This window comes from [Collinsella] massiliensis (genome assembly GCF_002161605.1).
Lineage (GTDB): Bacteria > Actinomycetota > Coriobacteriia > Coriobacteriales > Coriobacteriaceae > Enorma.
Map to the genome: position 1 here is coordinate 40302 of NZ_NFIE01000014.1, position 26928 is coordinate 67229.

Annotated in this window: 17 protein-coding genes; 4 read left to right on the forward strand and 13 right to left on the reverse strand. The window is 69.7% G+C overall.

The annotated features are described in order from the left end of the window. Positions 1-7: 7 nt before the first annotated feature. From B5G02_RS06900 to B5G02_RS06915, 4 genes are all read right to left on the reverse strand, one after another. Complete coding sequence (locus B5G02_RS06900) at positions 8-3604, reverse strand: UvrD-helicase domain-containing protein (RefSeq protein WP_094335699.1); 3597 nt, start codon at positions 3602-3604, stop codon at positions 8-10. Next, the gene (locus B5G02_RS06905) at positions 3604-6660 is read right to left on the reverse strand and encodes a PD-(D/E)XK nuclease family protein (protein WP_094335700.1); all 3057 of its coding nucleotides are present in this window, start codon (positions 6658-6660) and stop codon (positions 3604-3606) included. Before B5G02_RS06905 ends, B5G02_RS06900 begins: the two co-directional genes overlap by 1 nt. Before the next feature lie 143 nt (positions 6661-6803). Further along, positions 6804-7313 (reverse strand): GNAT family N-acetyltransferase, encoded by a 510-nt coding sequence (locus tag B5G02_RS06910; RefSeq protein ID WP_019238953.1) that lies wholly within the window; start codon positions 7311-7313, stop codon positions 6804-6806. 5 nt (positions 7314-7318) lie between these two features. After that, positions 7319-7618: a YerC/YecD family TrpR-related protein gene (locus B5G02_RS06915; RefSeq protein ID WP_019238954.1), complete on the reverse strand. Its 300-nt coding sequence runs from the start codon at positions 7616-7618 to the stop codon at positions 7319-7321. Between the two features lie 181 nt (positions 7619-7799). Between B5G02_RS06915 and cysK the strand changes: the two genes are divergently transcribed. Then, positions 7800-8741 (forward strand): cysteine synthase A, encoded by a 942-nt coding sequence (gene cysK / locus B5G02_RS06920; protein ID WP_019238955.1) that lies wholly within the window; start codon positions 7800-7802, stop codon positions 8739-8741. Positions 8742-8755: 14 nt separating this feature from the next. Next, positions 8756-9946 (forward strand): tRNA 2-thiouridine(34) synthase MnmA, encoded by a 1191-nt coding sequence (gene mnmA / locus B5G02_RS06925; protein WP_232385489.1) that lies wholly within the window; start codon positions 8756-8758, stop codon positions 9944-9946. A gap of 56 nt (positions 9947-10002) precedes the next feature. Here mnmA and B5G02_RS06930 read toward each other — a convergent pair whose 3' ends face one another. From B5G02_RS06930 to B5G02_RS06970, 9 genes are all read right to left on the reverse strand, one after another. After that, on the reverse strand, positions 10003-11937 hold the full coding sequence (locus B5G02_RS06930) for a hypothetical protein (RefSeq protein WP_241146187.1): 1935 nt from the start codon (positions 11935-11937) through the stop codon (positions 10003-10005). Positions 11938-12137: 200 nt separating this feature from the next. Continuing rightward, positions 12138-12788, reverse strand: a complete 651-nt coding sequence (locus B5G02_RS06935; RefSeq protein ID WP_019238958.1) for a YoaK family protein — start codon at positions 12786-12788, stop codon at positions 12138-12140. 57 nt (positions 12789-12845) lie between these two features. Then, a complete protein-coding gene (locus tag B5G02_RS06940; protein ID WP_019238959.1) occupies positions 12846-13100 on the reverse strand; it encodes a type II toxin-antitoxin system RelB/DinJ family antitoxin in 255 nt (84 codons plus the stop codon). 241 nt (positions 13101-13341) lie between these two features. After that, positions 13342-15006, reverse strand: a complete 1665-nt coding sequence (locus B5G02_RS06945) for a DEAD/DEAH box helicase (protein ID WP_094335701.1) — start codon at positions 15004-15006, stop codon at positions 13342-13344. Between the two features lie 586 nt (positions 15007-15592). Continuing rightward, complete coding sequence (locus B5G02_RS06950) at positions 15593-16294, reverse strand: ABC transporter ATP-binding protein (protein WP_094335702.1); 702 nt, start codon at positions 16292-16294, stop codon at positions 15593-15595. Further along, a complete protein-coding gene (locus tag B5G02_RS06955; protein WP_094335703.1) occupies positions 16295-17230 on the reverse strand; it encodes an ABC transporter ATP-binding protein in 936 nt (311 codons plus the stop codon). Beyond that, the gene (locus B5G02_RS06960; protein WP_094335704.1) at positions 17223-18314 is read right to left on the reverse strand and encodes a branched-chain amino acid ABC transporter permease; all 1092 of its coding nucleotides are present in this window, start codon (positions 18312-18314) and stop codon (positions 17223-17225) included. The genes B5G02_RS06955 and B5G02_RS06960 overlap by 8 nt, the downstream gene beginning before the upstream one ends. A 9-nt stretch (positions 18315-18323) precedes the next feature. Then, positions 18324-19205, reverse strand: a complete 882-nt coding sequence (locus B5G02_RS06965) for a branched-chain amino acid ABC transporter permease (protein ID WP_094335705.1) — start codon at positions 19203-19205, stop codon at positions 18324-18326. A 206-nt stretch (positions 19206-19411) separates the two neighbouring features. Further along, positions 19412-20668 (reverse strand): ABC transporter substrate-binding protein, encoded by a 1257-nt coding sequence (locus tag B5G02_RS06970; RefSeq protein WP_241146188.1) that lies wholly within the window; start codon positions 20666-20668, stop codon positions 19412-19414. A gap of 439 nt (positions 20669-21107) precedes the next feature. Between B5G02_RS06970 and B5G02_RS06975 the strand changes: the two genes are divergently transcribed. Both B5G02_RS06975 and B5G02_RS06980 read left to right on the forward strand, forming a co-directional pair. Continuing rightward, complete coding sequence (locus B5G02_RS06975; protein WP_094335706.1) at positions 21108-22439, forward strand: homoserine dehydrogenase; 1332 nt, start codon at positions 21108-21110, stop codon at positions 22437-22439. Positions 22440-22647: 208 nt separating this feature from the next. Further along, positions 22648-26490, forward strand: coding sequence for a phosphoribosylformylglycinamidine synthase (locus B5G02_RS06980; RefSeq protein ID WP_094335707.1), 3843 nt, complete (start codon positions 22648-22650; stop codon positions 26488-26490). Positions 26491-26928 lie beyond the last annotated feature (438 nt).

Here is a 26928-nt window from a genome sequence, read left to right on the forward strand (position 1 = left end):
CCGTCTGCTACAGCTCGAAGACCACGACCTGTGGCTCATCGGGGGCGGCGGGGTCGGGGACCTCGACGCGCACGAACTTGAGCGTCACATGCTCGAAACCCGCCTTGTGGAGCACATCGGCATACACCCGCGCCTGGAGGGCGTGCTTCTCCCGCAGCTCCTCGGGGGTCTCGTGCGCGCTGCCGCCCGTCTTGTAGTCGAGCACGAGCGCCGCGTCCGGGTGGGCGGGATCGGTGCACAGCACGTCGATCGCGCCCTCGGCGTAGGTGCCGAAGCGCTCAGCCGCCTCCTCCATGCCGAGCGAGAAGAACGGCACCTCGGCCCGCACGCGCGGCCAGGCGCGCATCTCCGCGCGCACGCGCGACCCCTCCCAGCGCGCAAGCGCCCGCTCGAGGCGGTCGCGCTGGGCCTCGCTCACGCCCCAGAGGCGCGCGAGGGCATCGATGCGCTCGGCAGGTACCGTCTCCGCGCCCGTCTCGATGAGCCATTGCGCGGCGGCATGGAAGGCCGAGCCCAGGGCGGTCGGGTCCTCCGTCCGGCTCGCCTCGGCGCCGCGGCCGGCGGCGCTGCTGCCGGGCGCATCGGCGCGCGGGACGCCCCCGGGCAGGTCGGCCTCATCCCCCGCCGCGTCCGGGCGACGGTCCTCGCCCTCGGCATGGAGCGCAGCCGCCATCGAACTGTAGCTATACGAGTCGCGCGCCGCCGGCTGGGCGGGCAGGATGCGCAGCTCCACGGCCGCCGGGCGCGCGAGCACGACCTCGCGCGGAACGTCCGGATCCTCTCCCGCATCCTCGGCCGCGGACGCCTCCGCAGCGGCCTCGGACTCCGAGGGCGCGGCTCGAAGCGGGTAGTCCTCGGCCTTGAATTCCACGCACGGGCGCTTCTTCTTGCTCGTGGAGGGATACTTCATGTCCTCGAGCAGCACGAGCTGGTAATCGCCGGCGTGGGCGTCGGCGAAATCCAGGCGGTCCGCGCCCAGGTCCGGCAGGCCGCCGTTCTCGCGGTCGGCGGGGAGGATCCGCGCGAGCACCTCCCCCACGAGCGAGGTGCGGCTCCCGGGCTCGAGCTCGGTGGCGCGCTTCGCCCCCATGGCGAGGATCACCACCTCGCGGGCGCGCGTGATCGCCACGTAGAGCTTGCGCGCCGCCTCCTCGTAATCGAGGGCGTCGGAGGCGCGGCGCATGTACGTGAAGGCCTCCGCCGCCGTATCGGGCGCCTGGGTGACCTCCTCGTCGAGCACGAGGTCCTTCGCCGCGGCCATCTGGGCGTCCACGTCGAGCTCGGGGAGGTTGGGGCGCGCCGCCCAGAGCGTTCGGCCGCCCTCATCGAGCATGGCGAAGCAGTCCGCGTTCACGCGGATCCCGTCGCTCTCGACCACCGCGACGACCGGGTACTCCAGGCCCTTCGAGGCGTGGATGGTCATGATGTGCACCGCGTCCTCGTCGCCGCCGGAGAGCGCGGCGGGCGTCTCCTTGATATGCGCGACGTGGTTCGCGACCGCGCGGGCGACGAGCCGCGGCGAGAACTCCCTGCCCCGCTCCTCGTCCTCGATGATCGCCATCACCTTGAGCACGTTCGCGGCGACGGCGCGGTCCTCGGCGCCGCCCCGCTCGAGGCGGGCGAGCCATCCGGATTCGTTCACCACGTCGCGCACGATGGCGCTCATGCGGTCGCGCCCGACGCGCGCGAGGGCGCGACCGAGGATCTCCCGCGCGCGGTCGAGGAGCGGCAGCGGCAGGAAGTCCTCGAGGATCTCGCCGCGGACGAGCGCATCGCCCGTGATGGTGCGCGCGTCCCTGATGCCCGCCTCGGCGTTCCACTGCGTGCCGACCGCCAGGAGCTCGGTCGCCCCGAACTCGAAGAGCGGCGAGGTGATGAGCGGCGTGATGCCCTGCTCGCCGTCCTCGGGGTCGGCGAGGAACGCGGTGAGCGCGAGCATGACCCCTACCTCGGGCGCCTTGGGGAACACCGAGGAGCCGCCGGAGATCACGCAGGGCATGCCAGCCGCGCGCACCGCGCGGGCGTAGACGTCGGCGGTCGTCATCTTCGACATGATGATGACCATGTCGCCGGGGGCGAACCCCTCCTCGTCGCGGAGGCGGCGGAAGCGCTCGGCGATCGCCTCTGCCTTCGCCTGGGCGCGCTCCTCGGTGGTGCCGCCCACCACGAGCACGGCCTGGCGGCGCGACAGGTCCGGGCTGCGCATCACATGGACCCCGCCCTTCTTGGCGAGCGCAGCGGCGCGCACCTCTTCGCCGCACGACTCGAGGTGCAGGAAGTCATGGCCCAGGCGGTTCTCCGCGCCGCCCTGGAAGATGCGGTCGGCGAACTCGAGGATCTGGGCATGGCTGCGGAAGTTCACGTCGAGGTCGAGCACGGTCCCCGCTCCGGACACCGCGGCCGCCTTGGCGCGGAACACCGAGACGTCGGCGCCGCGGAAGCGGTAGATGGACTGCTGCGCGTCGCCCACGGTGCACAGCTCGCGCCCGTCCGGGCTGCACAGCAGGTTCACGAGCTCCACCTGCTGCTGCGCGGTGTCCTGGAACTCGTCGACCATCACCATCTTGAACCTGCCCGCGAACTCGGCGCGCACGACGGGGTTGTGTTTCAGGGCGTCGTAGGCGATCTGGAGCAGGTCGTCGTTATCGAGCACGTTGCGCTCGCGCTTGAGGGCGCGGTAGGCCTCCTGCACCTCGGCGGCGAGCGGCATGAGGTCGTCGAGGGCAGCGGCGTTGGCGGCGAGGTAGGCCTCGGCGAAGAACTGCGCGCGGGCTTGGCGCACCTCGTCCACGAACTCCTTCTCCGCGCCCGCCACGCGCTTGTTCAGCGTGCCGCAGGCGGCGTAGCAGGCGCGCAGCGCCGGCAGGTCGCGCGGCGAGGCGAGGTAGGCCTCGATTGCCTCGACCGCCTCGCGCGCCGCGGCGGCGTTCTTGAAGGCGGGGGTCTCCGCGATGTCGCGGTACGCCTCGTACAGGCGGCGGTACGAGGGCTTCGGCACCACCTGCTGGAACTGCTCGAGCCCGCCCGTGGAGGAGGAGACCTTGTTCAGGATCGCGAAGAGGATGCCCATGAGGCTGTTGACGGCGAGGCTGCCCGGGGAATCCGGCTCCACCTTGAAGCGGCGGAGCAGCTCGGCATGCGCGTCGCCGGCGTTCGCCAGCACGCGCTCGACGGCGGTGCGCTTGAGGTCGTCGGCGTAGTCCGCCATCTCGAACGCGGGGTCGACGCCGAGGTCGAGCGCATGGGCGCGGATGATGCGCGAGCACATGCTGTGGATGGTGGAGAACCAGGCGTCCTCGACGCGCTCCGCCTGGGCCTCCATGCCCTCCTCGGTGAGCGCGCGGCGCACGCGCATCTTGAGCTCCTGCGCCGCCTTCGTGGTGAACGTGATCGCGAGCACCTGGTCGATGCTCTCGAGGAACGGCTCGGGCACATCGGGGTCCGCCCATTGAGCGCGCGGCTTCGAGCCGGGCTTCAGGGCGTTGAGCACGCGCTGGGTGAGGACGAGCGTCTTGCCCGCGCCCGCGCCCGCCGAGACGAAGACCGGGCCTTCGAGCGTCTGCACGATCCGTGCCTGCTTGGGGTCTAGGGTGATACCGGCCATCAGCGCCTCTTCTCGCACATCTTGATCGGGCAGTACTTGCAGGAATCCTTGGCCGGGGCGGGGGCGATCTCGCCCGCCTCGAGCCGGTCGAGCTCCTCGGCGATGCCTGCCTCCACCGCATCGAGCATCTCGGTGAAGCCGAGCGTGCCCTCGGGCTTCTTCGATTTCTTGCCCGGCGCGGGGAGGTCGGGGAAGGCATACACCCTGCCCGAGGGGAAGGCCGGCGGCTCCATGGAGGTGAGCGCCTCGTCCACCATGGCGGCGACCTTGGGGCCGCGCGTGATGAGGTAGGCCGCGCCCTGAGGCGAGGCGTGCGCGATGCGCCGGTACGCCTGGGCGTAGATGAGGGTCTGCACCACCGGGGCCTTGTCCCGGTCGCGCCCGGGGATCCACGTGCTCACCTCGGCCTCGGCATCCTCGCGCGCCGTGGGGTCGGGGGACGCCATATCGGCATCGCTGCCACCCGTCTTGTAGTCGATGACCACGAAGCGCTCGCCCGAGCCCGCGTCGGGCGCCACATCGATGCGGTCGATGCGGCCGCCCAGGGGCCTTCCCGCATAGCGCAGGTCGGCGGCATCGAAGGAGTACTCGAACAGCTCCGGCGTGAAGATGGGGAGCATGTCCGCCTCGGCGCGCACCACGCCCTCGAGCATGGGAAGCACGCTCGCGAGCCGCGAGCGCTCGAGCTCGCCCAGGGGCACGTAGGGCGAGCGCACGCGCGCCGCGCCCTGCCGCGCGTACTTGCCGTGCGTGAACTTGCCGCGCGCGTGGTCGGCCTTGAGCTCCTCGAAGGAGGCGCGCATGAGCTCGAGCGCGCGCTCCACGTTCTCCGGCGTCACGCGCATGAGCCCCGCTTCGATGAGCCGCTCATGGAAGCGCTGCATGATGTCGTGGACGAAGTTCCCGCGCTCGATGGGGCCGAACGCCGCGTCCAGCCGCTTCGAGCGGGCGCGGTTCGTCACGAGCCACTTGTAGGGGCAGGAGAGGTACGCCTCGATGCTCGACGCGGAGAAGCGCCGTGGGACGACCGCGCCGCGCCAGACCATGTCGGGCAGGTAGAGGTAGGGCGCGAGGTGCCGGGGCAGGGCGTGCGCCGGCGTACACGAGACCGTCTCGAGCGCGAGCCCCTCCCCGCCCGACGGGTCGAGGTTCTGCGCGAGCGCGTACTCGGTGGGCAGGCCCGCGACCACGGCCGCCCCCGCACCGAGGGCGTTTTTGAGCTCGTCGAGGGCGAACGCGGGAAACACCTCCTCGCCCTCGCGCGTGCGCGCCACGTAGGCGAGCGTGCCCGCGCGGCCGCCCGCGAGCGCCCGGCGCACCGTGACGCGCTGCCGCTCCGCGGGCGTGGCCGAGGCGCCCGCGCAGCCGAGCTTGCGGGCGAGCACCGTGGCGGGGGTGTCCTGGCGGGCGCACGGGCAGGTATCGGCATCCAGGTCGAGCAGCAGCACCGCGGCGGCCGACGCCGGCGCGCCCTCGGCGGCGGCATCGAGCGCCGCGAACGCGACGGCGCCGAGGCCGTCCCCGCGCGCGGCGGGCTCTACCGCCGCGGACACCTTCACCGGGAGGTCGGAGAGCACGGGCAGGGCGGCCGCGGGCGGGGTGCCCAGGCGGCGCGCGTCCGCCAGGCACGCGAGCGCGGCCCCGAGCGCGGCGACCTCGACCTGCTTGGCCACCATGCCGCCCTGGCCGAACATCCCCGGCGACGCCGCCTGGGCGACTCCCAGCATCGCTTGGAGCGCGGCGCGGTAATCGCCCGCGCCGAGCGCCTCGAGCACGTCGAAGACGGCGACGGGCCGGCGCGCCGCACCGCTCTCCTGCGCGCGGTCGGATTCGAGCCGGGTCTCGTTGCTCTGGAGGGAGCGGAGCTCCCTCAGCACGCCGTCGGCATCCACGAGGCGCGAGCCGCGCCAGCGCTTATCGCTCGCGCAGGCGATCCGCGCCGCACCCGACCACACGCCGGCGAAGGGCGAGCGGATCCAATCCACGAGTTCGGGTGCCGGCCACCATGCGACCGGCTCCTCGTTGCCCATGCGGTCGAGCACATCGATGAGCATGAAGAAGAGCTCGCCGGCACGCGTCTCGGAGAAGCGCAGGCGCGCCTCGACGCGCGACGCGACCCCCCGGGCGGCGAGCCGGGGTGCGAGGTGACGCGCGAGGGCGAGCGGATCGGGCGATGCCGCGACGACGTCGCCTGCGCGCGCGGCGTCGAGCACCAGGACCGTATGGGCGGCGTCCCGGGCCGACGGGCCGGCGACCTCGGCGAAGCGCGCAGCCGGGACGTCCGCCGCCGTGCCCGCGGCATCCGGGTCGCGGGGCGCGCACCGCTCCACGGCCGCACCGAGGCGCCGTCCAAGCTGCGCCGCCATGCCGGCCATGCCCGCATCGACGCAGAGGAGCACCTCGCCCGCACCGGCGCAGGCCTCGAGCAGCTCGAGCGCGTACTCGGGAAGCTCCGGGACGCCGTGGACCGCCACGGCGCGCGCGCACGCCGGCGCGAGGGCGCGCACCTGATCCGCGATCAGCCGCGCGGCGACCGACGGCTCGGTGAGGCCGCGCGCGTCGAGCTCCTCGCCATAGCGCGCGAGCGCCTGGACGAGCGCGCGCTCCGCGGCGGAGAGCACGGGCGCGACAGCGTCGCCCTCGCGCGCCGCGGCAGCCTCCCCGGCGCGCTCGATATAGGGCAGGCTCTCGGCGGCCGCCCGGGCGTGCAGGGCGACGATGCCCGGCGTGAGCGCGCGCGGCGCGTCCCCCTCCCCCGCCTCCGGTGCGCCCGCGAGCACCTGAGCCATGAGGAGCTTGCGCTCGAGGCCGCCCACGAGGCGCCGCCCATCGCCCAAAAGCTCCCAGAGCGATGCGACCCACGCGCCGAGCGTGAGGACATCGACCCCGACGCCCATCCCCGCCCGCGCGAGCTCGCGGCGGCACGCGTCGCGCACCGCGAAGCTCGGCACGATGAGCGTCGCCCGCCCCGTCCCGGCGAGCGCGCGCTGAAGCCATGTCGTCTCTTCCCGTGTCAACCCGGTGCCGAGGGCACCCACCGCGATGCGTATCGCCATGTCACTCCACCCCATGTGCTCGAGGAATCGCGTTGCATGCATGGTACCCGCGCGTCCGGACAAAACGGGACGGAGAGGTGCCCGCCCTGCGCACTCCGAGCGCGCGGCGGGCGGTCGCCCCGCCCCACGTGGCACCTCGGGCCTTAGACCCGCTTCTCCATGATGTAGTCGTCCATGATGAACCCGGAGCCGATATCGGTCTCGACGGCGTCGATCGTCGTGAACCCGTTGCCCTCGTATGCGCGGATGCCCAGCTCGTTGCCCTTGTTCACGGTGAGGTACATCGCCTGGAGCCCGCGGTCGCGGCATAGCTCCTCATAGAAGCGGATGACCGCGCTCGCGAAGTGCTTGCCGCGCTCGTCGGCGCGCAGGTAGATCTTCGAGATGAAGAAGCGGTTCGTCTCCGGCTCGACGTGGCCGCCCGTGTAGCCCACCACGCGGTCGTCGTCCCCCGCGTGGATGAACCAGTACTCGTAGGCGTGCTCGCGCATGTCGCGCTCGATGGCGGGCAGCGATTGGAACTGCCCCACCATGTAGTCCGTCTGCGCCGCGCCGATGAGCGCCGGCCAGTACTCATGCCAGATCGCGCTCGCCAGCTCGGCGAGCTCCTCGGTGCCCTCTTCCGTCACCTGTTCGAACCGAGCCTCTGCCATCCGCCTCACTCCGCATCCTCTAACCGGACGATGACCCGGCGGTAGCCCCCGTATTCGCCGTTGAGCGCCTTCGACACGCGGCTCACCGTGGTCGACGAGGCGCCGGTCTTCGCCTGCACCTCGAGATAGGAATCGCCTTCGTCGAGGCCGCGCGCCACCTCGAGGCGCTGCGCCAGGTCGCACACCTCGCGCGGCGTGCACAGGTCCGTGAGGAAATCCTTGATCTCTTCCTCGCCTTCCACCAGGGAAAACGCATGGACCAGCTGCTGCACGTCCCCGCGCGCGAACAGCGACTCGATATTCATGGGCGACCTCCTCTTCCGTCGCATCGAGTGTAGCACAGCGGGCACGGCGCTTTATCGCGCTGGAGCGTCACCAGATGCCCACAACCGACCCGGAAACGCGGGCGGCGGTGTGGGTACAAGGGGCAGAGGAGCGGCGCGCCACGCGGGCTCGCCGCAGAAATCCCGCATCGAAGGAGGCACCATGGCCACCATCTATACCTCGAACGAGAAACGCATCGGACACACTCCCCTCGTGGAGCTCTCGAACATCGAGCGCACCGACGACCTCGCCGCGCGCGTGGTCGTCAAGCTCGAGAGCGCCAACCCCGCCGGCTCCGCCAAGGACCGCGCCGCGCGCGCCATGCTCGACGACGCGGAGGCCGCGGGGCGCATCCGCCGCCACGACGGCTACACCATCATCGAGCCCACCTCGGGCAACACCGGCGTCGCCCTCGCCATGCTCGCGGCGGTGCGCGGCTACCGCGCGGTCATCGTCATGCCGGAGACCATGAGCGTCGAGCGCCGGCGCCTCATGCGCGCCTACGGCGCCGAGCTCGTGCTCACGCCGGGCTCCGAGGGCATGGCGGGCGCCATCCGCGCCGCCGAGGAACTCGCGCGCACCACGCCGAAGAGCATCGTGGCCGGGCAGTTCACGAACCCGGCGAACCCTGAGGCGCACCGCGCGACCACCGGCCCCGAGATCTGGGAGGACACGGACGGCGCCGTCGACATCTTCGTCGCCGGCGTGGGGACGGGCGGCACCATCACGGGCGCGGGCGGCTACCTCAAGGAGCGCAACCCGAGCATCCGCGTCGTGGCCGTCGAGCCCGCGGACTCCCCCGTCCTCTCGGGCGGCGCGGCCGGCCCGCACGGCATCCAGGGCATCGGCGCCGGCTTCGTGCCCGAGGTGCTCGACACGGGCGTCTACGACGAGGTGGTGCGCGTGGCCACGGAGGACGCGTACGCGACGGGGCGGCGCCTCGGCGCGGAGGAGGGCATCCTCGCGGGCATCTCGTCCGGAGCGGCCGTCTGGGCGGCGCTCGAGCTCGCGCGCAAGCCCGAGAACGCCGGCAAGCTCATCGTCGCCATGGTTGTCGACACCGGCGAGCGCTATCTCTCCACGCCGCTCTTCGGCCGCGACTAGGGAAACGGGACGCCATGGCTCATGAAGGCAGGCGCGTGCTCGTCGCGATGAGCGGCGGCGTCGATTCGAGCGTCGCGGCATGGCTGCTCAAGCAGCAGGGCTATACGTGCCTGGGGGCGACCATGCGGCTGTACGACGGCGAGGACGCGGGTGCCGGCGCGGCGGGGGCAGAGCTTTCCGGCAGCGCTGGCACCGCCCGCGCATGCGGCAACCGCGCCGACATCGAGGACGCGCGCGCCGTGGCCGAGCGCCTGGGCATACCGTTCACCGTCATCGACTGCCGAGCGCGCTTCGAGCGCGACGTCATCGAGCCCTTCGTCCGCGCCTACGAGGCGGGGCTCACCCCCAACCCGTGCGCCATCTGCAACCGCCGCATCAAGTTCGGGGCGCTCCTGGAGCATGCCCGGGAGCTCGGCTGCGACTACCTCGCAACCGGCCACTACGCGCGCGTGGCACGCCGTGCGGGGGACGCCGGGGGTGCGCCCGTCTTTGAGCTGCGCCGCGCGCAGGACGTCTCGAAGGACCAATCCTATTTCCTCTACGGCCTCACGCAGGACGTCCTCGCCCACGTGCTCTTCCCCTTAGGCGACCTCACCAAGGAGGGCGACGTGCGGCGCATCGCGCGCGAGCAGGGCTTCGAGACCGCCGCGAAGCGCGACAGCCAGGGCATCTGCTTCGTGGCGGACAATGATTTCGCCTCGTTCATCGAGCGCCGGCGCGGGCAGGCGCTCCCCGAAGGCGATGTCCTGGACACCGCGGGGACGCTGCTCGGACGGCATCGCGGCGCCATCCGCTACACCGTCGGCCAGCGCAAGGGGCTCGGCGTGGCCGCCGCGCACCCGCTCTACGTCACGCGCATCGACGCGCGGGCGAACACCGTGACGCTCAGCGAGGAGGCCGACCTCATGGCCGGCGCGCTCATCGCGGACGCGTGGACGTGGAGCGTGCCCGCGACGGAGCTGGAGGCCGCGCTCGACCGCGCGGGCGACGCGGGCCTGCCGGTGTCCGCGCGCATCCGCTACCATCAACAGGGCCAGGCGGCCTGCCTCAAGCGGGCGGGCGACGCCGAGCGCGCGGGCTGCACGGGCGAGGCCCTCCGCATCGATTTCGCCGACGCGCAGCGCGCCATCGCCCCCGGCCAGGCCGTCGTGGCCTACGACGGCGATACCGTCCTCGGTGGCGGCAGGATCGTCCGCGCCGTCTGAGATACCGCGGCGACCGTAGGCGTGTACCGCTCGCACACGCGGCCGGGATCCCGCCCTTACCCGAGCTCCTCGAGGTACTCCTCGAAGCGGTCATGGAACAGCTCCGGGTGCTCCGGGTAGATTTCGTCGAAGATGCCCTGCACATAAGCCACATCATCCGCCGAGAACGGCTCCACCCGCTCATAGACGTAGACCTCGAGCCCATCCGCGAACGCAAACGTCCGCAGGAGCTCGTAGTGCGCGCCGATCACCCCGTCTGGATCCTGAACGAGGCGGTTCAGCGTCTCGACGATGCGCTCGGTGCCGTCCACGAGGTGTGTCTGCACAGGGTTGGTCGCCACGACGTAAGAGGCGTCGAAGAACGCGGTGTTGAAGCCGTCGCGCAGATCGACGTCGGCGTCCGCGGTCTCGATGGGGTACTCCGTGGATGCGGGCAGCACGACCCCGATGGGCAGCGTCGAGTTGATCTCCCAGCTCGCGCAGGTGAAGTACACCGTATCGACGCCGCCCGTGATGTCGGTGAGGTACGAGATGAGCGCACGGCGCTCGTCGAGGTCGGCCTCGATGCGCGGCTCCTGCAAACGCATGGGCAGCACAGCCGAGATGCCGGGCACGAACGGGATGAGCGTGAAGCTCTGGGCGAGACCGGCCACCGCGATGACAACGAGCGCAGTGGAGGCGCCGAAGGCGACAGCAGGGCGGCTGCCGCGCGCGCATACAAGGCGCAGGCAAGCGAAGAGGGGCGCGAACAGGACCACGAACGCCTGGCCGATGAACAGGTACCAGTGCTGCATGCCCAGATCCTGCGTGCGCCAGAACATGCCGAGCGTCACGACCGCCATAAGCAGGCAAGAGACCCAGACGGGCAGCGCCTCGCCCACACCCTGCGAGCCGCTGGCGTCCGCCCGCGCGTCGCCCCGATGCCGCTTGCCCCGCACCAGGAGCGCGACCATCGCGACGAGCGCGAGCACGATCACGGCGATCCCCAGCGACGATGCCATCTCACTCAGGCGGTCTGCAAGGGAGTCGAAGCGGAAGTACGCTTGGTAGGCCGTCGTCTGACCGCCAAAGAGCGACATGTAGATGAACTTGTAGAACACCACCGCCACCGCGAGGAAGACCGCGACGATGATTCCCAGGCCCCGAAGCAGCCGCTTGAAGAGCGCGCCCCGCTCCCCCGCCTTGACCTGGACGAGCCGCCACACCCACAGGACGACCGCGCCCACGGCGAGCCCCATGACGCCGTAGAAGAAGTACCGGCGCAAAAGGAAGGTTCCGCACACGCCGATGCCCACAGCGAGCGCGCGTGCAGGCGACGCCGTGAAGCCGCGGTCGACGAGGGCGATGGTCACGGCAAGGAAGAGCACGTATGCCGGGGCGTCCATAAGGCCGTCGAACGCCGGGTGCAGCACGACGGGCGCGCACAGCACGAGAGTGAAGAGCGCGACGATGAGCGCCGAGCGCGCAGCCACGCCCGTCGCGCGATCGTCGGCGCGGGCGGCATTCCCATCGGCCGCACCCTCCCCCTCGGAAAGCAGGCCGGCGAGCCGTCCCACGAAAGCGGTGACCATGAGTGCCGCGGGCACGAGGAAGAGCAGGACGAGCGCGAACATGCTCGGTGACCAGCCCTGCGCAATGGCTACCGGCAGCGAGAGCACCCAGCTCATGAGGTAGTTGTAGTTCATGTAGAAGATGGAGACGACGAGCTCGTGGAACGCCTCGATGACCGAGCGGCGGAGTACGTCGTTGAAGTCCAGCGTGTAGTACCAGTACGTCTGCTCGTCCCAGGTGGGCGCGAAGCTGTATCGCGCGAGGTAGAACCAAGTGAAGGCCGCGAAGAGCACGGTAACGGCGACGATGCCCGCGAGCGCGGCACGGGGCATGCGCAGAGCGGCGCGCCAGGTGCTCGTGGGAATGAGCAGTGCCGCGACGACTCCCCAGAAGCCCACGAACCCCGCGAGCCGGATGGAGAACGCCCGAGTGACGGACACGACGAGGAGAACGAACCAGAGCGCGGCAACTACGACGGCGCTATGCCTTAGAGCGGAACCCCCCCCCCTTGAATGTAGACACGCGCTGCTTGAAGTGACGTCCGCCCTGTTCCACGGCTACCCCCGAACCAATCATCGCAACATGATACCCGCGCAGTAGCGTAGCACGCCCAGGCGGAGCACTTCGGCACAATCTCGCGCTAGGAGCGCGCCGCCTTCTCGCGGTCGATGAGCATGAGCGCGAACGCGATCATGAGCAGGCCGGCGCACACGAGCGTCGCCCGGAGCCCCAGCATATCGAGACACCAGTTGCCGAGCACCGCGCCGAGCACGAAGCAGAGGATCGCGCCGAAATACAGCAGGCTGTTCTCCAAAAAGCCGCGCTCATGCGTGATCACGAAATCGTCGACGCTCTGGAGCGCGCTGCGCAGGTTGCCGATGCACATGGTCGTGGCCATGCCGTGGCCATGGATCTTGCGGAACGATTCGACCTGCATACCGCAGGCGAACGAGATGAGGCAGTTCGCCTGGAGGTTGAGCTCGGCGCCCATGAAGCTCACGACGCAGAAGATGAGCACCTCGGCGAGCACCGTGACCTGGCGCCAATGGAAGCGGCTCGAGACGCGCTCGTGCACGAGGTCCGAGATGACGATGCCCGCGGCGAAGCAGAGCACCGGCACGAGGTAGCGCACGGCGAGCGCGAAGTCGCCCTCGGAGAGATGCACGCCCGTGAGCAGGATGTTTCCCGTCTGCGCGTTGGCGAACACGCCGTCGCGCCCGATGTAGGAATAGGCGTCCATGAAGCCGCCCGCGAGCGCGAGGACGATCCCGAGCTCGATCGAATCGGACATCTGCCTGGCGCGCTGCACCCTCGGCCTCCTCACCCGCTAGCCTGACGGCACACCATTCTAGGGCATATGCGCGGCGCAACCGGCCGCGAGGGCGGAATCATCCGAATCCCGCATGCGCGGCGCCTGCTCGCCCGGGCCGAAGGCGCCTGTGGGCGAGATGTCGAACGGGAAGGTGCCGCACCGATTGAACGCCGCGATGAACATGCGGATGGCATTCGAGGGCGTGGTGCCCACGCGCTGGGTCGCCGCCGCGAAGGCCGCCTTCTCCTCGGGCAGGACCTTCGCGACGACCGGGGTCATGTGCTCTGCCATGGTCGATCCTTGGTGGAACGTGGGTGCTGCGATTACCTGGGCATGGGGCATGTGCCGACGTTGCACTACCAATGACCGAACTCCGGCGCATGCCGCATACCCAGGCGAGTACGTTTCTGCGTGTTGGTATTACTTAGTATGCTTAAGTTATACCCCGATACGTAGTATATGCCCGAACCCCCGCAGAGGCAAGGTTTTCATGCAAGCTATTGTTGGTTCAGCGTGTGATGGGGGGTATGGCCTACCGGATGCCGCCGCGATCGCCGGGGCGGCGACGTGGCTTCGCGGTGCCTCCCTGCGTCCGCGCGGCACGCGGGGCACCCGTCCCCTTGGAGCGCGCGGGATGCCGACGGCTGCGCGCGGTATCCGCAGGGCGCTCATGGCGCTGAGGTGCCGGGGCGGCGTCGTGCGCGGCGCGGCCGTCTCCCCTGCCCTGCTCGCCCGGGACGCGCTCCGCACGCACCCGCGCGCGACCGGCATGCTTCGGCCGGGCAGGACGCGGCGCTCGCTCCTTGGGCGCCTGAGTGCGCTCGACGCCTGCCTCCTGCGTCGCGGAGGCCTCCGCGGCACCCTTGCGCACTCCCGCCGCGCCGCGCTTCTTCCGCTTCGAGGTGGACTTCCCGCGCTTCGTCTTCTTCGGCGCCGTCTGCTTCCGCGGCACGCGCGCGGGGTCGATGACGGGCGGCTGCGCACCGAGGTCGAGGTCGCCGGCATCGTAGAGCTCGGCGGTCTTGCCCATGAGCGCCTCGATGTCGAAGAACTCGCTCGCATCGAGCTCGGTCACGAAGGTGAGCGCCCAGCCCTCCTCGCCAGCGCGGCCCGTGCGGCCGATGCGGTGGATGTAGTCGGTGGGCTCGCCCGGAACGTCGAAGTTCACCACATAGCGCACGTCGCTGATGTCGATGCCGCGCGCGAGCACGTCCGTCGCCACGAGCACGTCGACCTTGCCCGCGCGGAAGTCTGCGAGCGCGCGCTCGCGCTGCGCCTGGCTGCGGTTGCCGTGAATCGGCGCGGCCTTGATGCCCGCGCGCGAGAGGCGCCGGCAGCAGGCGTCGGCGCGATGCTTCGTGCGCGTGAACACGATCACATGGCGCGCGCCCTCGCGCTTGAGCACCTGGGCGAGCAAGCCGTTCTTCACCTCGAACGACACGGGCAGCACGTACTGGTCGACCGTCTCGGCCGTGGACGCGGGCGGCGCGATCTCGACGCGCGCGGGGTCGCGCACGAGGTCGGTGATGGAGCCGACCGCCTGCTCGTCGAGGGTCGCGGAGAACAGGAGCGTCTGGCGGTCCGCAGGCGTCTCGACCACGATCTTGCGGACGTCGGGCAGGAAGCCCATGTCGAGCATGCGGTCCGCCTCGTCGAGGACGAGCACGGCCACCTCGCTCAGCTTTGCCGTGCCCTCGCCAATGAGGTCGACGAGGCGCCCCGGGGTGGCCACGAGGATGTCGCACCCCGCTTTGAGGGCGCTGCGCTGCGGGTTGTAGCCCACGCCGCCCACCACGGTCACGGCGGTGTGCCCGGTCCGCGCGGCCACGTGCGCGCAGACGTCCTCGATCTGCTGGGCGAGCTCGCGGGTGGGCGTGATGATGAGCATGGCGGGGCCGCGGCCGCGCGCACGGCGCCGCTCGCGGGCGCTGCCGCGGGGCGCCAGGTGCGGGAGCGTGCTCATGGCGGGCAGCAGGAAGGCCGCCGTCTTGCCCGTGCCGGTCTGGGCCGCCGCGAGCACGTCACGGCCGGCGAGCACCTCCGGGATCGTCCGCGCCTGCACGGGCGTGGGCACCTCGTAGCCCATATCGCGCACGGCGGCGAGCACCTCGTCGGACAGGCCGAGGTCCTCGAACCGCACGTTCTCCCCGCTGCCGGAAACCGCAGCGCCGTCGGTGGTTTCTTCGATTGTATGCATGGATATCCTTGTCTTCGCGCGCTTCGCCATGAAGCGGCGTCTGTCGTTCGAACTGAGCTGTGAGCGATTCGCGGGCGCGCCGGGGATACCGGGCGCGATAGAGCCGCGATGGAGCAGATTCGCCGAGGCCAGTATAGGGGGCATCATCGCGCCCGCGCGCCGCCACGCCCGTGCCGCGCAAAAACAACAGAGGCAGGGTGCCCGGCGGCTTGCCTGCGGAAGCGCAGCTGCGGGATGCCCGCGCGAGCGAAGCGTCCCTCCTGGCACGCTTGGGAGCCAATTTCGTGCATGTTTTCGCGTAAACCTTGCTCAGATTTGGCTCCTAAGGCCGCAAAGTGGTAGGAACCAGTCGGCGCGCCGTGAGAAATGCCTGCTATTGGATGCGTCCCGCGCTGTGCCACCCCGTGCCATCTCGCCCCGTCGCGCCACATCCCGCCCCGCCCCACCGCGGCACGCTGCCCGTGCCCGGCCACCAGCTCCTCCGCGCGACACAAAAAGGCCAGCTACCGGGCACGCATTCCGCGCATCCGATAGCTGGCCGAATCGCACAAGCCCAAACGGGCCGCACGCCAGGCAGGCGCCCGCGCTATCCGCCGAGGTACGCCTTGCGCACGTCATCGTTATGCAGCAGTTCCTCGCCCGTGCCGGAGAGCGTCACGTGCCCGGTCTCGAGCACGTAGGCGCGCGTCGCGATGGAGAGTGCCATCTGCGCGTTCTGCTCCACGAGCAGGATGGTGGTGCCCGCCTCGTGCAGCGCCTGGATGATCTCGAAGATCTGCTCCACGAGGATGGGCGCCAGGCCCATCGAGGGCTCGTCGAGCATGAGCAGCTTGGGGTTCGCCATGAGCCCGCGCCCCATGGCGAGCATCTGCTGCTCGCCGCCGGAAAGGGTGCCGGCCACCTGGCGGCGGCGCTCCTTCAGGCGCGGGAAGCGCGCGTAGACGCGCTCGAGGTTCTCGGGGATCGTCTCGCGCGGCTGCGTGTAGGCGCCCATGTCGAGGTTCTCCTCCACGGTCATCTCCTGGAAGATGCGTCGCCCTTCGGGCACGTGCACGAGCCCGCGCTCCACGATCTTCTCCGCGGGCATGTGCATGATGTCCTCGTCCATGAACTTGATGGAGCCGGTGCGCGAGCGCAGGAGGCCGGAGAGCGTCTTCAGGGTCGTGGACTTGCCGGCGCCGTTCGCGCCGATGAGCGCCACGATCTCGCCGTCGTTCACCTCGAAGGAGACGTTCTTGATGGCGTGGATCGCCCCGTACCACACGTTGATGTTGTAGACGGAAAGCATTTACGCCTCCACCCCCTTCCCCAGGACTTCCTCCAGCGTGCCCGCGACGTTGATCTCCTCGGCGTCGGGATGCGCCTGCTTGCCCAGGTACGCCTCGACGACGGCGTCGTTGCGCTGGATGTCCTCCGGCGTGCCCTTGGCGATGATCTTGCCGAAGTTCAGCACGCAGATGCCCTCGCAGATGTTCATGACGAGGTTCATATCGTGCTCGATGAGCATGATCGCGATCTGGAACTGGTCGCGGATCTTCACGATGTTCTCCATGAGCTCGGCCGTCTCCGACGGGTTCATGCCGGCGGCGGGTTCGTCGAGCAGCAGGAGCTTCGGGTTCGTGGCGAGGGCGCGCACAATCTCCAGGCGGCGCTGGGCGCCGTAGGGCAGCGAGCCCGCCTCGTGGTCCGCGAGCCCCTCCATGTCGAAGATCGAGAGCAGCTCGAGCGCGCGCTCGTGGTAGTACTTCTCGCTCTTCCAATGGTGCGGCAGGCGCAGGACGCTCGTCACGAGGCCGCAGTGCATCTGGTTGTGCAGGCCCACGGCCACGTTCTCCTCGACGGTCATCGAGTTGAAGAGACGGATGTTCTGGAACGTGCGCGCCACGCCCAGGCGGTTCACGCGCGCCGGGTCCAAGCCCGCGGTGTCCGTGCCGTCCACCATGATGGTGCCGCGCGTGGGCGCGTACACCTTGGTGAGCAGGTTGAAGACGGTCGTCTTGCCCGCGCCGTTGGGGCCGATGAGGCCGGCGATCTCGGTCTTGCCGATGGTGAGGTTGAAGTCGTCCACGGCCCTGAGGCCGCCGAAGTCGATGCCCAGGTGCACGCACTCGAGCACGGGCGAGGAGTAGATGTCGCGATCCGGGATGATGGCCTGGCTGGGCACGGGCACCATGCGGGTGTTCTCGCGCCGCGCGCGGGCGAAGTCGCTGAACAGCTTAGGCATCTGCCTCACCGCCCTCCTGCGCGAGCTCGGGCTCGGGCGGCACGCGCCGGAAGCGGCGGCGCAGCGCATCCGCCGCGCGCTGGTACAGCTTGGTGTGCGGCACGACCATCACGGCGATGAGCACGATGGCGTAGAGCAGCATGCGGTACTGGTTGATGGGACGCAGCACTTCGGGCAGCACGGTGAGGAAGGCCGCCGAGACGATGGAGCCGGAGATGTTGCCCATGCCGCCGAGCACGACGTAGACGAGGATGAGGATCGACTGGTTGAAGTCGAACTGCGACGGGACGATCGTGGAGTAGTTCATGGCGTAGAGCACGCCCGCCATGCCGGCGAGCGCCGAGGCCACGGTGAAGGCGATGAGCCGGTACTTCGTGACGTTCACGCCCACGCTCTCCGCCGCGATGCGGTTGTCGCGCACCGCCATGATGGCGCGGCCGTCGCGGCTGTGCATGAGGTTGAGCACGACGGCCACGGTGATGAGCACGACGATGATGCCGAGCAGGAACGTCGAGATCTTGCTGATGCCCACCGCGCCCTTCGCGCCGTTGATGAGGATGACGCCCTGGCTCATGCCGAGGGCGGAGGAATCCGAGAGCATGGCGAAGTGCAGGCCCGCCGCGTCGACGCCGATGTAGACGTTGTTCAGCAGGTTCTTGATGATCTCGCCGAACGCGAGCGTCACGATGGCGAGGTAGTCGCCGCGCAGGCGCATGACGGGGATGCCCACGAGGAAGCCCACGATGCCCGCGATGACGGCGCCCGCGACCGCGGAGATGGCGAAGAGGAGCAGGTCGGATTCGATGCCCGCATACGAGAGCCATCCGGCCACGACCACGCCCGTGAACGCGCCCACGCTCATGAAGCCGGCATGGCCGAGCGAGAGCTCGCCCGACACACCTACCACGAGGTTGAGCGACACGGCGAGCGACACGTACGCGCAGATGGGGACGAGCTGGCCGGAAAGCGAGTTCGAGATGAGCCCCGCGCCGTCGAGCACCGTGACCGCGATGAACGCGAGGATGACGATCGCGTAGGCGATGATGGTCTTGCGCGTCTGCGGTTTAAGCTGCTTGATACCCATATCCCTCACCTACACCTTCTCGTTCACGGGCTTGCCGAGCAGGCCGGCCGGGCGGATGAGGAGCATGATGATGAGCACCCCGAACACCACGGCGTCGGCGAGCTGCGTGGAGATGTAGGCGCGCGCGAAGATCTCGATCACGCCGAGCAGCACGCCGCCGAGCGCCGCGCCCGGAATGGACCCGATGCCGCCGAGCACCGCCGCCGTGAAGGCCTTGATGCCGGGCATGGAGCCGGTCGTGGGCATGAGCGTGGGGTAGGCGGCGCACATGAGCACGCCGGCGATGGCCGCGAGGCCCGACCCGATGGCGAACACCATGGAGATGGTGCCGTTCACGTTGATGCCCATGAGCTGCGCGGCGTCGCGGTCCTCGGAGCAGGCGCGCATGGCCTTGCCCATCTTCGTCTTCGAGGTGAAGATCGTGAGCGCCACCATGATGGCCACGCAGGCGAGGATCGTGATGACGGCCGTCGCGGAGATGGTGAGCTTCCCGTCGAAGAGACGGAGCGCCGGCAGGCTCAGCACCGCCGAGAACGACTTGGGGTCGGAACCCATGATGAGCAGCGCCGCGTTCTGCAAAAAGTAGCTCACGCCGATGGCGGTGATGAGCACGTTGAGCGAGGGCGCGTTGCGCAGCGGCTTGTAGGCCAGGCGCTCCACCACCACTCCGAGCACGGTACAACCCACGATGGAAAGCGCGATGCCCGCGAGGACGGGCAGCCCCAGATAGCTCACGCTGCAGAAGCAGATGTAGGCGCCCACCATGATGACGTCGCCGTGCGCGAAGTTCAGCATCTTGGCGATGCCGTACACCATGGTGTAGCCGAGCGCGATGATGGCGTAGACGCTGCCCAGGCTCATACCGTTGATGAGGTTGGCGAGGATTTCCATCTCCCCTCCTTTCAAACATGAAGCGGAGGCCGCCCGATGGCAGGCGGCCTCCAGGTGAACCCCTTCGGGGCATGTAAAAACACCCCAGGGGTTATTGTACATGCCCCAGGAATCGGTTCGTAAGGCAACCCGCGCCATGTAACATAACCCCTGGGGTGTTTTTACATGGCGCGGCCGGCCGAGCGAACCGAACGCGAGCAGCGCCCTTAGGCGTCGAGCGGCATGTACACGCCGTCCTGAATGACCATGCCCATCGGCTGCTTGGAGACCTCGCCGGTATCGGACCAGGTGGCCGCCTCGCCGGCGGTGGTGAGGCCGGTGTAGGAGAAGTCCGGAGAGGTGATGGCCTCCATGAGGCCGTCGCAGATCTCGGACGCGTCCATGTCGGACGTCACGCCGGACTGCTCGATGGCCTGCTTGAGCACGTAGATGCAGTCGTAGGCATCGGCGGCGAACTGGTTGGGGGTCTCGCCGTAGTTCTCCTCGTACGTGGAGACGAAGGCCTTCGTGGCCTCATCGTCGGCCGTGGCGACGAACGGGGTGAGCAGCATGCAGCCCTCGGCGAGCGAGGTGTCGAAGCCCTCGACCGTGAGCAGGCCGTCCATGCCGTCGACGCCGAACCACTTGGGCGCGTAGCCCATCTGGTTAGCCTGGGTGAGGATGAGCGAGATGGGCGTGTAGTAGATGGGCAGGAAGACGAGGTCGGCGCCGGCGTTCTTCGCGTCGTTCAGCTGGACGGAGAAGTCGGTCTGCGAATCCTCGGTGAACGTGGACTCGGAGACGATGTCGAGCCCGAGCTCCTCGGCCTTGGTCACGAACGTGTCGCGGATGCCCATGGAGTAGGTGTCGTCGTTCTTGTAGATGATGGCGATCTTCGAGCCAAGACCCTGCTCGGCGATGTACTGCGCGGACGCGGCGCCCTGGTTGGGGTCGGTGAAGCACATCTGGAAGACGTTGTCCTTGCGCGGCGTGGCGACGTTGCCGTCCGCGTCCGGCTGGCCGCCGATGCAGTCGGTCGAGGAGCCGGAGGGGGTGATCGTGAAGATGTGGTCCGCGTTGGACTCGGCGGTCACGGCCACGCACGGCGTGGAGGTCGTGGTGCCCATGAGCATCTGCATGCCCCAGTCCTTGAGGTTGTTGTAGGCGTTCACGGACTTCTCGGCGTCGTTCTCGTCGTCCTGGAAGTTCATCTCGAACTGGACGTCGCCGCCGGCGGCCGCGATCTCGTCGATGGCGATCTGCGCGCCGTTCTTGCAGGCGTTGCCGTAGATGGCCGCGCCGCCCGTGGTCGGGCCGATGCCGCCGAGCTTGAAGGCGCCGGACGCGGCGTCACCGCTGCCCGCGGCGCCCTCGTCGCCACCGGAGCAGCCGGCGAGCGCGCCCATAAGGCCGAGGCCCGCGGTGCCCGCGACGAACGTGCGGCGATTAACGGAGAGGTTCTGCATACTGATGCGACTCGACATGCAAGCGCTCCTTTCATTCAGCAGCGGGCAGGACCGCTGCAACCCCCTGGGCCCACTCGGGGCGCACCCCGCGTCGGTCGATGCAACATACCCTTGTATCAGGTAGTTCGTGTTAGAATACTCCGATTTTCCCCGGAACGTAAAGACGGCGGGGCGCGCCCGGGCGCGAGCGCGGCCGCGGGGCGCCGCCGTTTGCGAATTGCATAAACCCTACCTGCGGTTTCTTCGGCCGCGCCGTGTGCCCGGGGCATGTTACATCTCTGTTTCGCACCGAGCGCGGCCGAGGCGCCGGAACAGCAGGCAGATGCGGCCGTGCACCGGGGCGCGGCCCTCCCTGCGCGCTGGCCCGCCGCAGCGAGCTGGTAGAATCCAAGCAGGTACAGCCGGAATGATGCGGCCCGGGCTGGCGGGTCCAATCATGTTGAGAAGGGGGCACCGCATGTCAGACACCATGCGCACCGTGAACATCGGACTCATCGGCCTGGGGACGGTGGGCGGCGGCACCGCGCGCACCATCGAGCACAACCGCGACGAGTACCTGCGCGCCTACGGCATCGACCTGCGCATCGCGAAGGCCTGCGCGCTCGATCCCGAGCAGGCGGCAGCGGCGGGCATCCCCGCGGAGGCGTTCACCACCGACTGGCACGACGTGGTGGCGGACCCCGCCGTGGACATCGTGGTCGAGCTCATCGGCGGCGAGCATCCCGCGACCGAGATCTTCGAGGCCGCCTTCGCCGCGGGCAAGCACGTCGTCACCGCGAACAAGGCGCTGCTGGGGCGCAACATGGAGCGGCTCTGCGCGCTCGCGCGCGAGCACGGCGTGCAGCTGCGCTGCGAGGCGTCCGCCGGCGGCGGCATCCCCATCGTGGCGGCGCTCGAGTACTCGCTCGCGGGCAACCGCATGCTCACCGTGGCGGGCATCCTGAACGGCACGACCAACTACATCCTCTCGCGCATGGCGAGCGAGGGCTCCGACTTCGCCGACGTCCTCGCCGACGCGCAGCGCCTGGGCTACGCCGAGGCCGACCCCTCGGCCGACGTCGACGGCTTCGACGCCGCGAGCAAGGTGGCGATCCTCTCGTCCATCGCGTTCCACACGCGCGTGACGACCGACGACGTGTACATGCAGGGCATCCGCGACATCTCACCCGTCGACATCGACGAGGCGCGCAAGATGGGCCGCACCATCAAACTGCTCGGCATCGCGCGCATGACGGAGGACGGCATCGACGCGCGCGTGCACCCCGCCATGATCCCCTCCGACCACATGCTCGCGAGCGTGAACGGCGCCATGAACGCCGTCTTCGCCGTGGGCGATTCCGTGGGCGAGACCATGTTCTACGGCGCCGGCGCGGGCTCCTACCCCACCGCGAGCGCCGTGGTGGGCGATGTGCTCGAGCTCGCGCGCGCCATCGCCCGGGGCGAGCGTCCCGAGGCGGAGCCCGAGCCCTTCGAGCGCCGCGTGGCCATCCGCCCGATCGAGGAGCTGCGCTGCCGCTACTACCTGCGCCTCACCGCGGCGCGCGCGGACGACGCGCTGCCCGCCGTGGCCGACACGCTCGAGGCCTTCAAGATCGCCGTCGCCGAGGCGCGGCAGGTCGTCGACGGCGGCGAGCGCTCGGTCATCGTGATCACCGAGGAGGCGCGCGAGGGCGATGTCCAGGCCGCCTGCGCCGAGCTCGCCAAGCTCGCGAGCATCGAGCGCGTGGCGAGCCTCATCCGCATCGAGGACACCGCCGCCTGGGCAGAGGGCGCCGAGGCGAACGAGTAGCGCGCCGCACGCTCGCACGCCTCCCCCACGCCCGCTTATCTCCTGCTTTTGCATATTCCGGGCAGTAAGCTCCCCCACGCGGCGGCTTACTGCCCGCATTCGCATATTTTGGGAGATACGGCAGGGCGCGCGGGTCGTCATCCCCGCCCGCGCCTCGCTGCCGTATCATAGAGGCGGTATGCACAACACCCAGGGAAGGGCAGGAAGCATGGTCTCTCGCGTCTATGTGGAGAAGAAGGCGGGCTTCGATGTCGAGGCACGGCAGCTGAGGAGCGAACTCGTCGACATCCTCGGCATCCGCGACCTCGATGGGGTGCGGATCGTGAACCGATACGACGTCGAAGGCATCGACGACGAGCTGTTCGCTGCCTGCGTCCCCACGGTCTTCAGCGAGCCGCAGGTCGACGTCACCTACGACGAGCTGCCCGAGGCACCCGGCGCCGCGGTGTTCGCCGTGGAGTTCCTGCCCGGCCAGTTCGACCAGCGCGCCGACTCCGCGAGCGAGTGCATCCAGCTCATCTCCCAGGGCGAGCGCCCCACCGTGCGCTCTGCCAAGGTCTACATCCTCACCGGCGCGCTCGACGACGCCGACATCGACGCCATCAAGCGCTACGTGGTGAACCCCGTGGAGGCACGCCTGGCCTCGCTCGAGAAGCCCGAGACGCTCGCCGCGCAGATTCCCGACCCCGCGCCCGTCGAGGTGCTCGACGGCTTCCGCGAGCTCGACGCCGACGAGCTCGCCGCGTTCATCGCCGACCGCGGCCTCGCCATGGACCAGGCGGACATCGCCTTCTGCCAGCGCTACTTCCAGGACGAGGGGCGCGACCCCACGATCACCGAGATCCGCGTCATCGACACCTACTGGTCCGACCACTGCCGCCACACCACCTTCGGCACCGAGCTCGACGAGGTCGAGATTGACGACGCCGTGGTGCAGGAGGCATTTGACCGCTACCTCGCGATGCGCGAGGAGCTCGGCCGCGCCGACCGCCCCGTAACCCTCATGGACATGGGCACGCTCGGCGCGAAGTACCTCAAGCACACCGGCCAGCTCACCGGCCTCGACGAATCCGAGGAGATCAACGCCTGCACCGTGAAGGTCACGGTGGACGTGGACGGCGAGGACCAGGACTGGCTCTTCCTCTTCAAGAACGAGACGCACAACCACCCCACCGAGATCGAGCCCTTCGGCGGCGCGGCCACCTGCATCGGCGGCGCCATCCGCGACCCGCTCTCCGGCCGCAGCTACGTGTACCAGGCCATGCGCGTGACGGGCGCGGCCGACCCCACCGTGCCGGTGAGCGAGACGCTCGAGGGCAAGCTGCCGCAGCGCAAGCTCGTCACCACGGCCGCCGCCGGCTACAGCTCCTACGGCAACCAGATCGGCCTGGCCACGGGACAGGTCTCCGAGCTCTACCACCCCGGGTACGTGGCCAAGCGCATGGAGGTCGGCGCCGTGGTGGGCGCCACGCCGGCGAGCCACGTGCGCCGCGAGGAGCCGCAGCCCGGCGACAAGATCATCCTGCTCGGCGGGCGCACCGGCCGCGACGGCATCGGCGGCGCCACGGGCAGCTCCAAGGCGCATAACGTCGAGTCCATCGAGAAGGACGGCGCCGAGGTGCAGAAGGGCAACGCACCCATGGAGCGCAAGCTGCAGCGCCTCTTCCGCCGCGAGGACGCCTGCCGCCTCATCAAGCGCTGCAACGACTTCGGCGCGGGCGGCGTGTCCGTCGCCGTGGGCGAGCTGGCCGACGGCCTCTACATCGACCTCGACCAGGTGACCAAGAAGTACGAGGGCCTGGACGGCACGGAGCTCGCCATCTCCGAGAGCCAGGAGCGCATGGCCGTGGCCGTGGCCGAGGACGACGTGGACGAGTTCATGGGCTACGCCCGCGAGGAGAACCTCGAGGCGACCGTCATCGCCGAGGTCACGCACGAGAAGCGCGTGCGCATGGCGTGGGACGGCGACGTGATCGTGGACCTGTCGCGCGACTTCCTGGCGTCGAACGGCGCGCCCAAGCACCAGCGCGTGCACGTGGAGGAGCAGGGCATCGCGCCGCTCGACCCCGCAAGCGACCTCGCCGAGGCCGCGCTCGACGAGTTCGGCAGCCTGGAGAACGTCTACGAGAGCACCGTGCCGCTCGTGCCCGGCGCCGAGGTCGATTCCTTCGCGGACGCCCTGCGCGAGCTCGTGCGTGACCTGAACGTCGCCTCCAACAAGGGCCTCTCCGAGCGCTTCGACTCCACCATCGGCGCCGCCACGGTGCTCATGCCCTTCGGCGGGACCACGCAGCTCACGCCCGCACAGGCCATGGTGGCGAAGTTCCCGGTCGACGGCGAGACCACGACGGTCTCCGGCATGGCCTGGGGCTTCAACCCCTACATCATGGAGGCGGACCAGTACCGCGGCGCGTACCTCTCCGTGGTGGAGAGCGTCTCCAAGCTCGTGGCGACCGGCTTCGAGCATGAGCGCGCCTACCTCACCTTCCAGGAGTACTTCGAGCGCCTGCGCGACGTGCCCGAGCGCTGGGGCAAGCCCGTCGCCGCCGTGCTCGGCGCCCTCATGGCCCAGGTCGACCTGGGGATCGGCGCCATCGGCGGCAAGGACTCCATGTCCGGCTCGTTCGAGGACCTCGACGTGCCGCCCACGCTCGTCTCGTTCGCCGTGGCGACCGGCTCGCTCGACCGCGTGGTCTCGCCCGAGTTCAAGGCCACCGGGCACCGCGTGGCGCTCATCGAGCCCGCCTGGCGCGATGACGACCTCGTGCCGGAGGCCGGTTCGCTGCTCGCCGTCTTCGACGCCGTGGGGGAACTCGCGCGCACGGGCGCGGCGCTCTCCGTCTCCACGCCCGGGTTCGGCGGCATCGCCGAGGTGCTCTTCAAGGCGTGCGTGGGCAACCGGATCGGCTTCACCGTCTCGGACGCCTACTACGAGGCGGACGCGCGCGACCTCTTCGACCACGCCTACGGCTGCTTCATCGTGGAGCTCGCCGACGGCGCCGAGCTGCCCCGGGTCGAGGGCGCGAGGGTCGTCGAGCTCGGGCGCACCACCGAAGCGTACGAGCTTTCCGCCTACGACGAGGTCGTCGACCTCGCGGAGCTGCAGGAGGCCTGGGAGGGCGGCATCGAGGAGGTCTTCCCCTACCGCACCCCGCACGAGGAGGCCGCCGCGCTGCCCGCGCTCGAGGCCGTGACGTACCGCTGCGCCGACGAGGGCCGCATCGCGCCCGTCTACGCGGGTGAGAAGTTCGCGCGCCCGCGCGTGATCATCCCCGTCTTCCCGGGCAACAACTGCGAGTACGACAGCGCCCGCGCCTTCCGCCAGGCGGGCGCCGCGGTCGACACGTTCGTCATCAACAACCTCACGCCCGAGGCGGTGGCCGAGAGCACCCGCGAGCTCGCGCGGCGCATCCGCGAGAGCCAGATCGTCATGATCCCCGGCGGCTTCTCCGGCGGCGACGAGCCCGACGGCTCGGCGAAGTTCATCACCGCGTTCTTCCGCGCGCCCGAGGTCACCGAGGCGGTGCGCGACCTGCTGCAGGCGCGCGACGGCCTGATGCTCGGCATCTGCAACGGCTTCCAGGCGCTCGTGAAGCTCGGCCTCGTGCCGTACGGCGACATCGTGCCCGCCACGCCGGACGCGCCCACGCTCACGTTCAACACCATCGGCAGGCACCAGAGCCGGCTTGTGCGCACGCGCGTGGCGAGTGACCTCTCGCCCTGGCTCTCCGCGTGCGAGGTGGGCGCGACCTACACCGTGGCCATCTCCCACGGCGAGGGCCGCTTCGTGGCGAACGACGACGTGCTCGAGCAGCTGCGCCTGGGCGGCCAGATCGCGACGCAGTACGTGGGCGAGGACGGCGCGCCCAGCATGGACCTCGCGGTGAACCCGAACGGCTCCGTGCTGGCCATCGAGGGCATCACCTCGCCGGACGGCCGCGTCTTCGGCAAGATGGGCCATGTGGAGCGTCGCGGCGACGGCCTCTACCAGAACGTGCCGGGCGAGAAGTTCATGCCCGTCTTCGAGGGCGGCGTGGCGTACTTCGCGTAGGCCTTTGACACCAACCGGGATCGCCCCGGAACGGAAAGACCCCTCGTGTCCGTCTTCGCTGCTTTGCGGCTGCGGAGTCGCGCGAGGGGGTCTTTCCATTTCGGGACTCTTCGCGGCGCCAGCCTCACTCCGGCAATGAAAAGCACGCGTAGATGACAAGGGCGCGACGCTCGGCACAAACAAAATGCGCCAAATGAACGGTTTTGCCGGGGATGACAAAGTATCCCCGAAACCCGTGAGGCTGCGACCTGCGAACTTTTTTTACCGCTCCCCCCTGCTACTGAGCGAACCCCTATAAAACTGCTCACTTGGGAAGCGCGGCGGAATCCTGGACCGCCGGATGGGAGGGGCGATGTACCCGAGGGAGGACAGGGGGAGGATCCTCGCGGACCTCGAGGAGAGCGGGATGCTGCCGGGGGCGTTCGCGAGGTCGAGGCC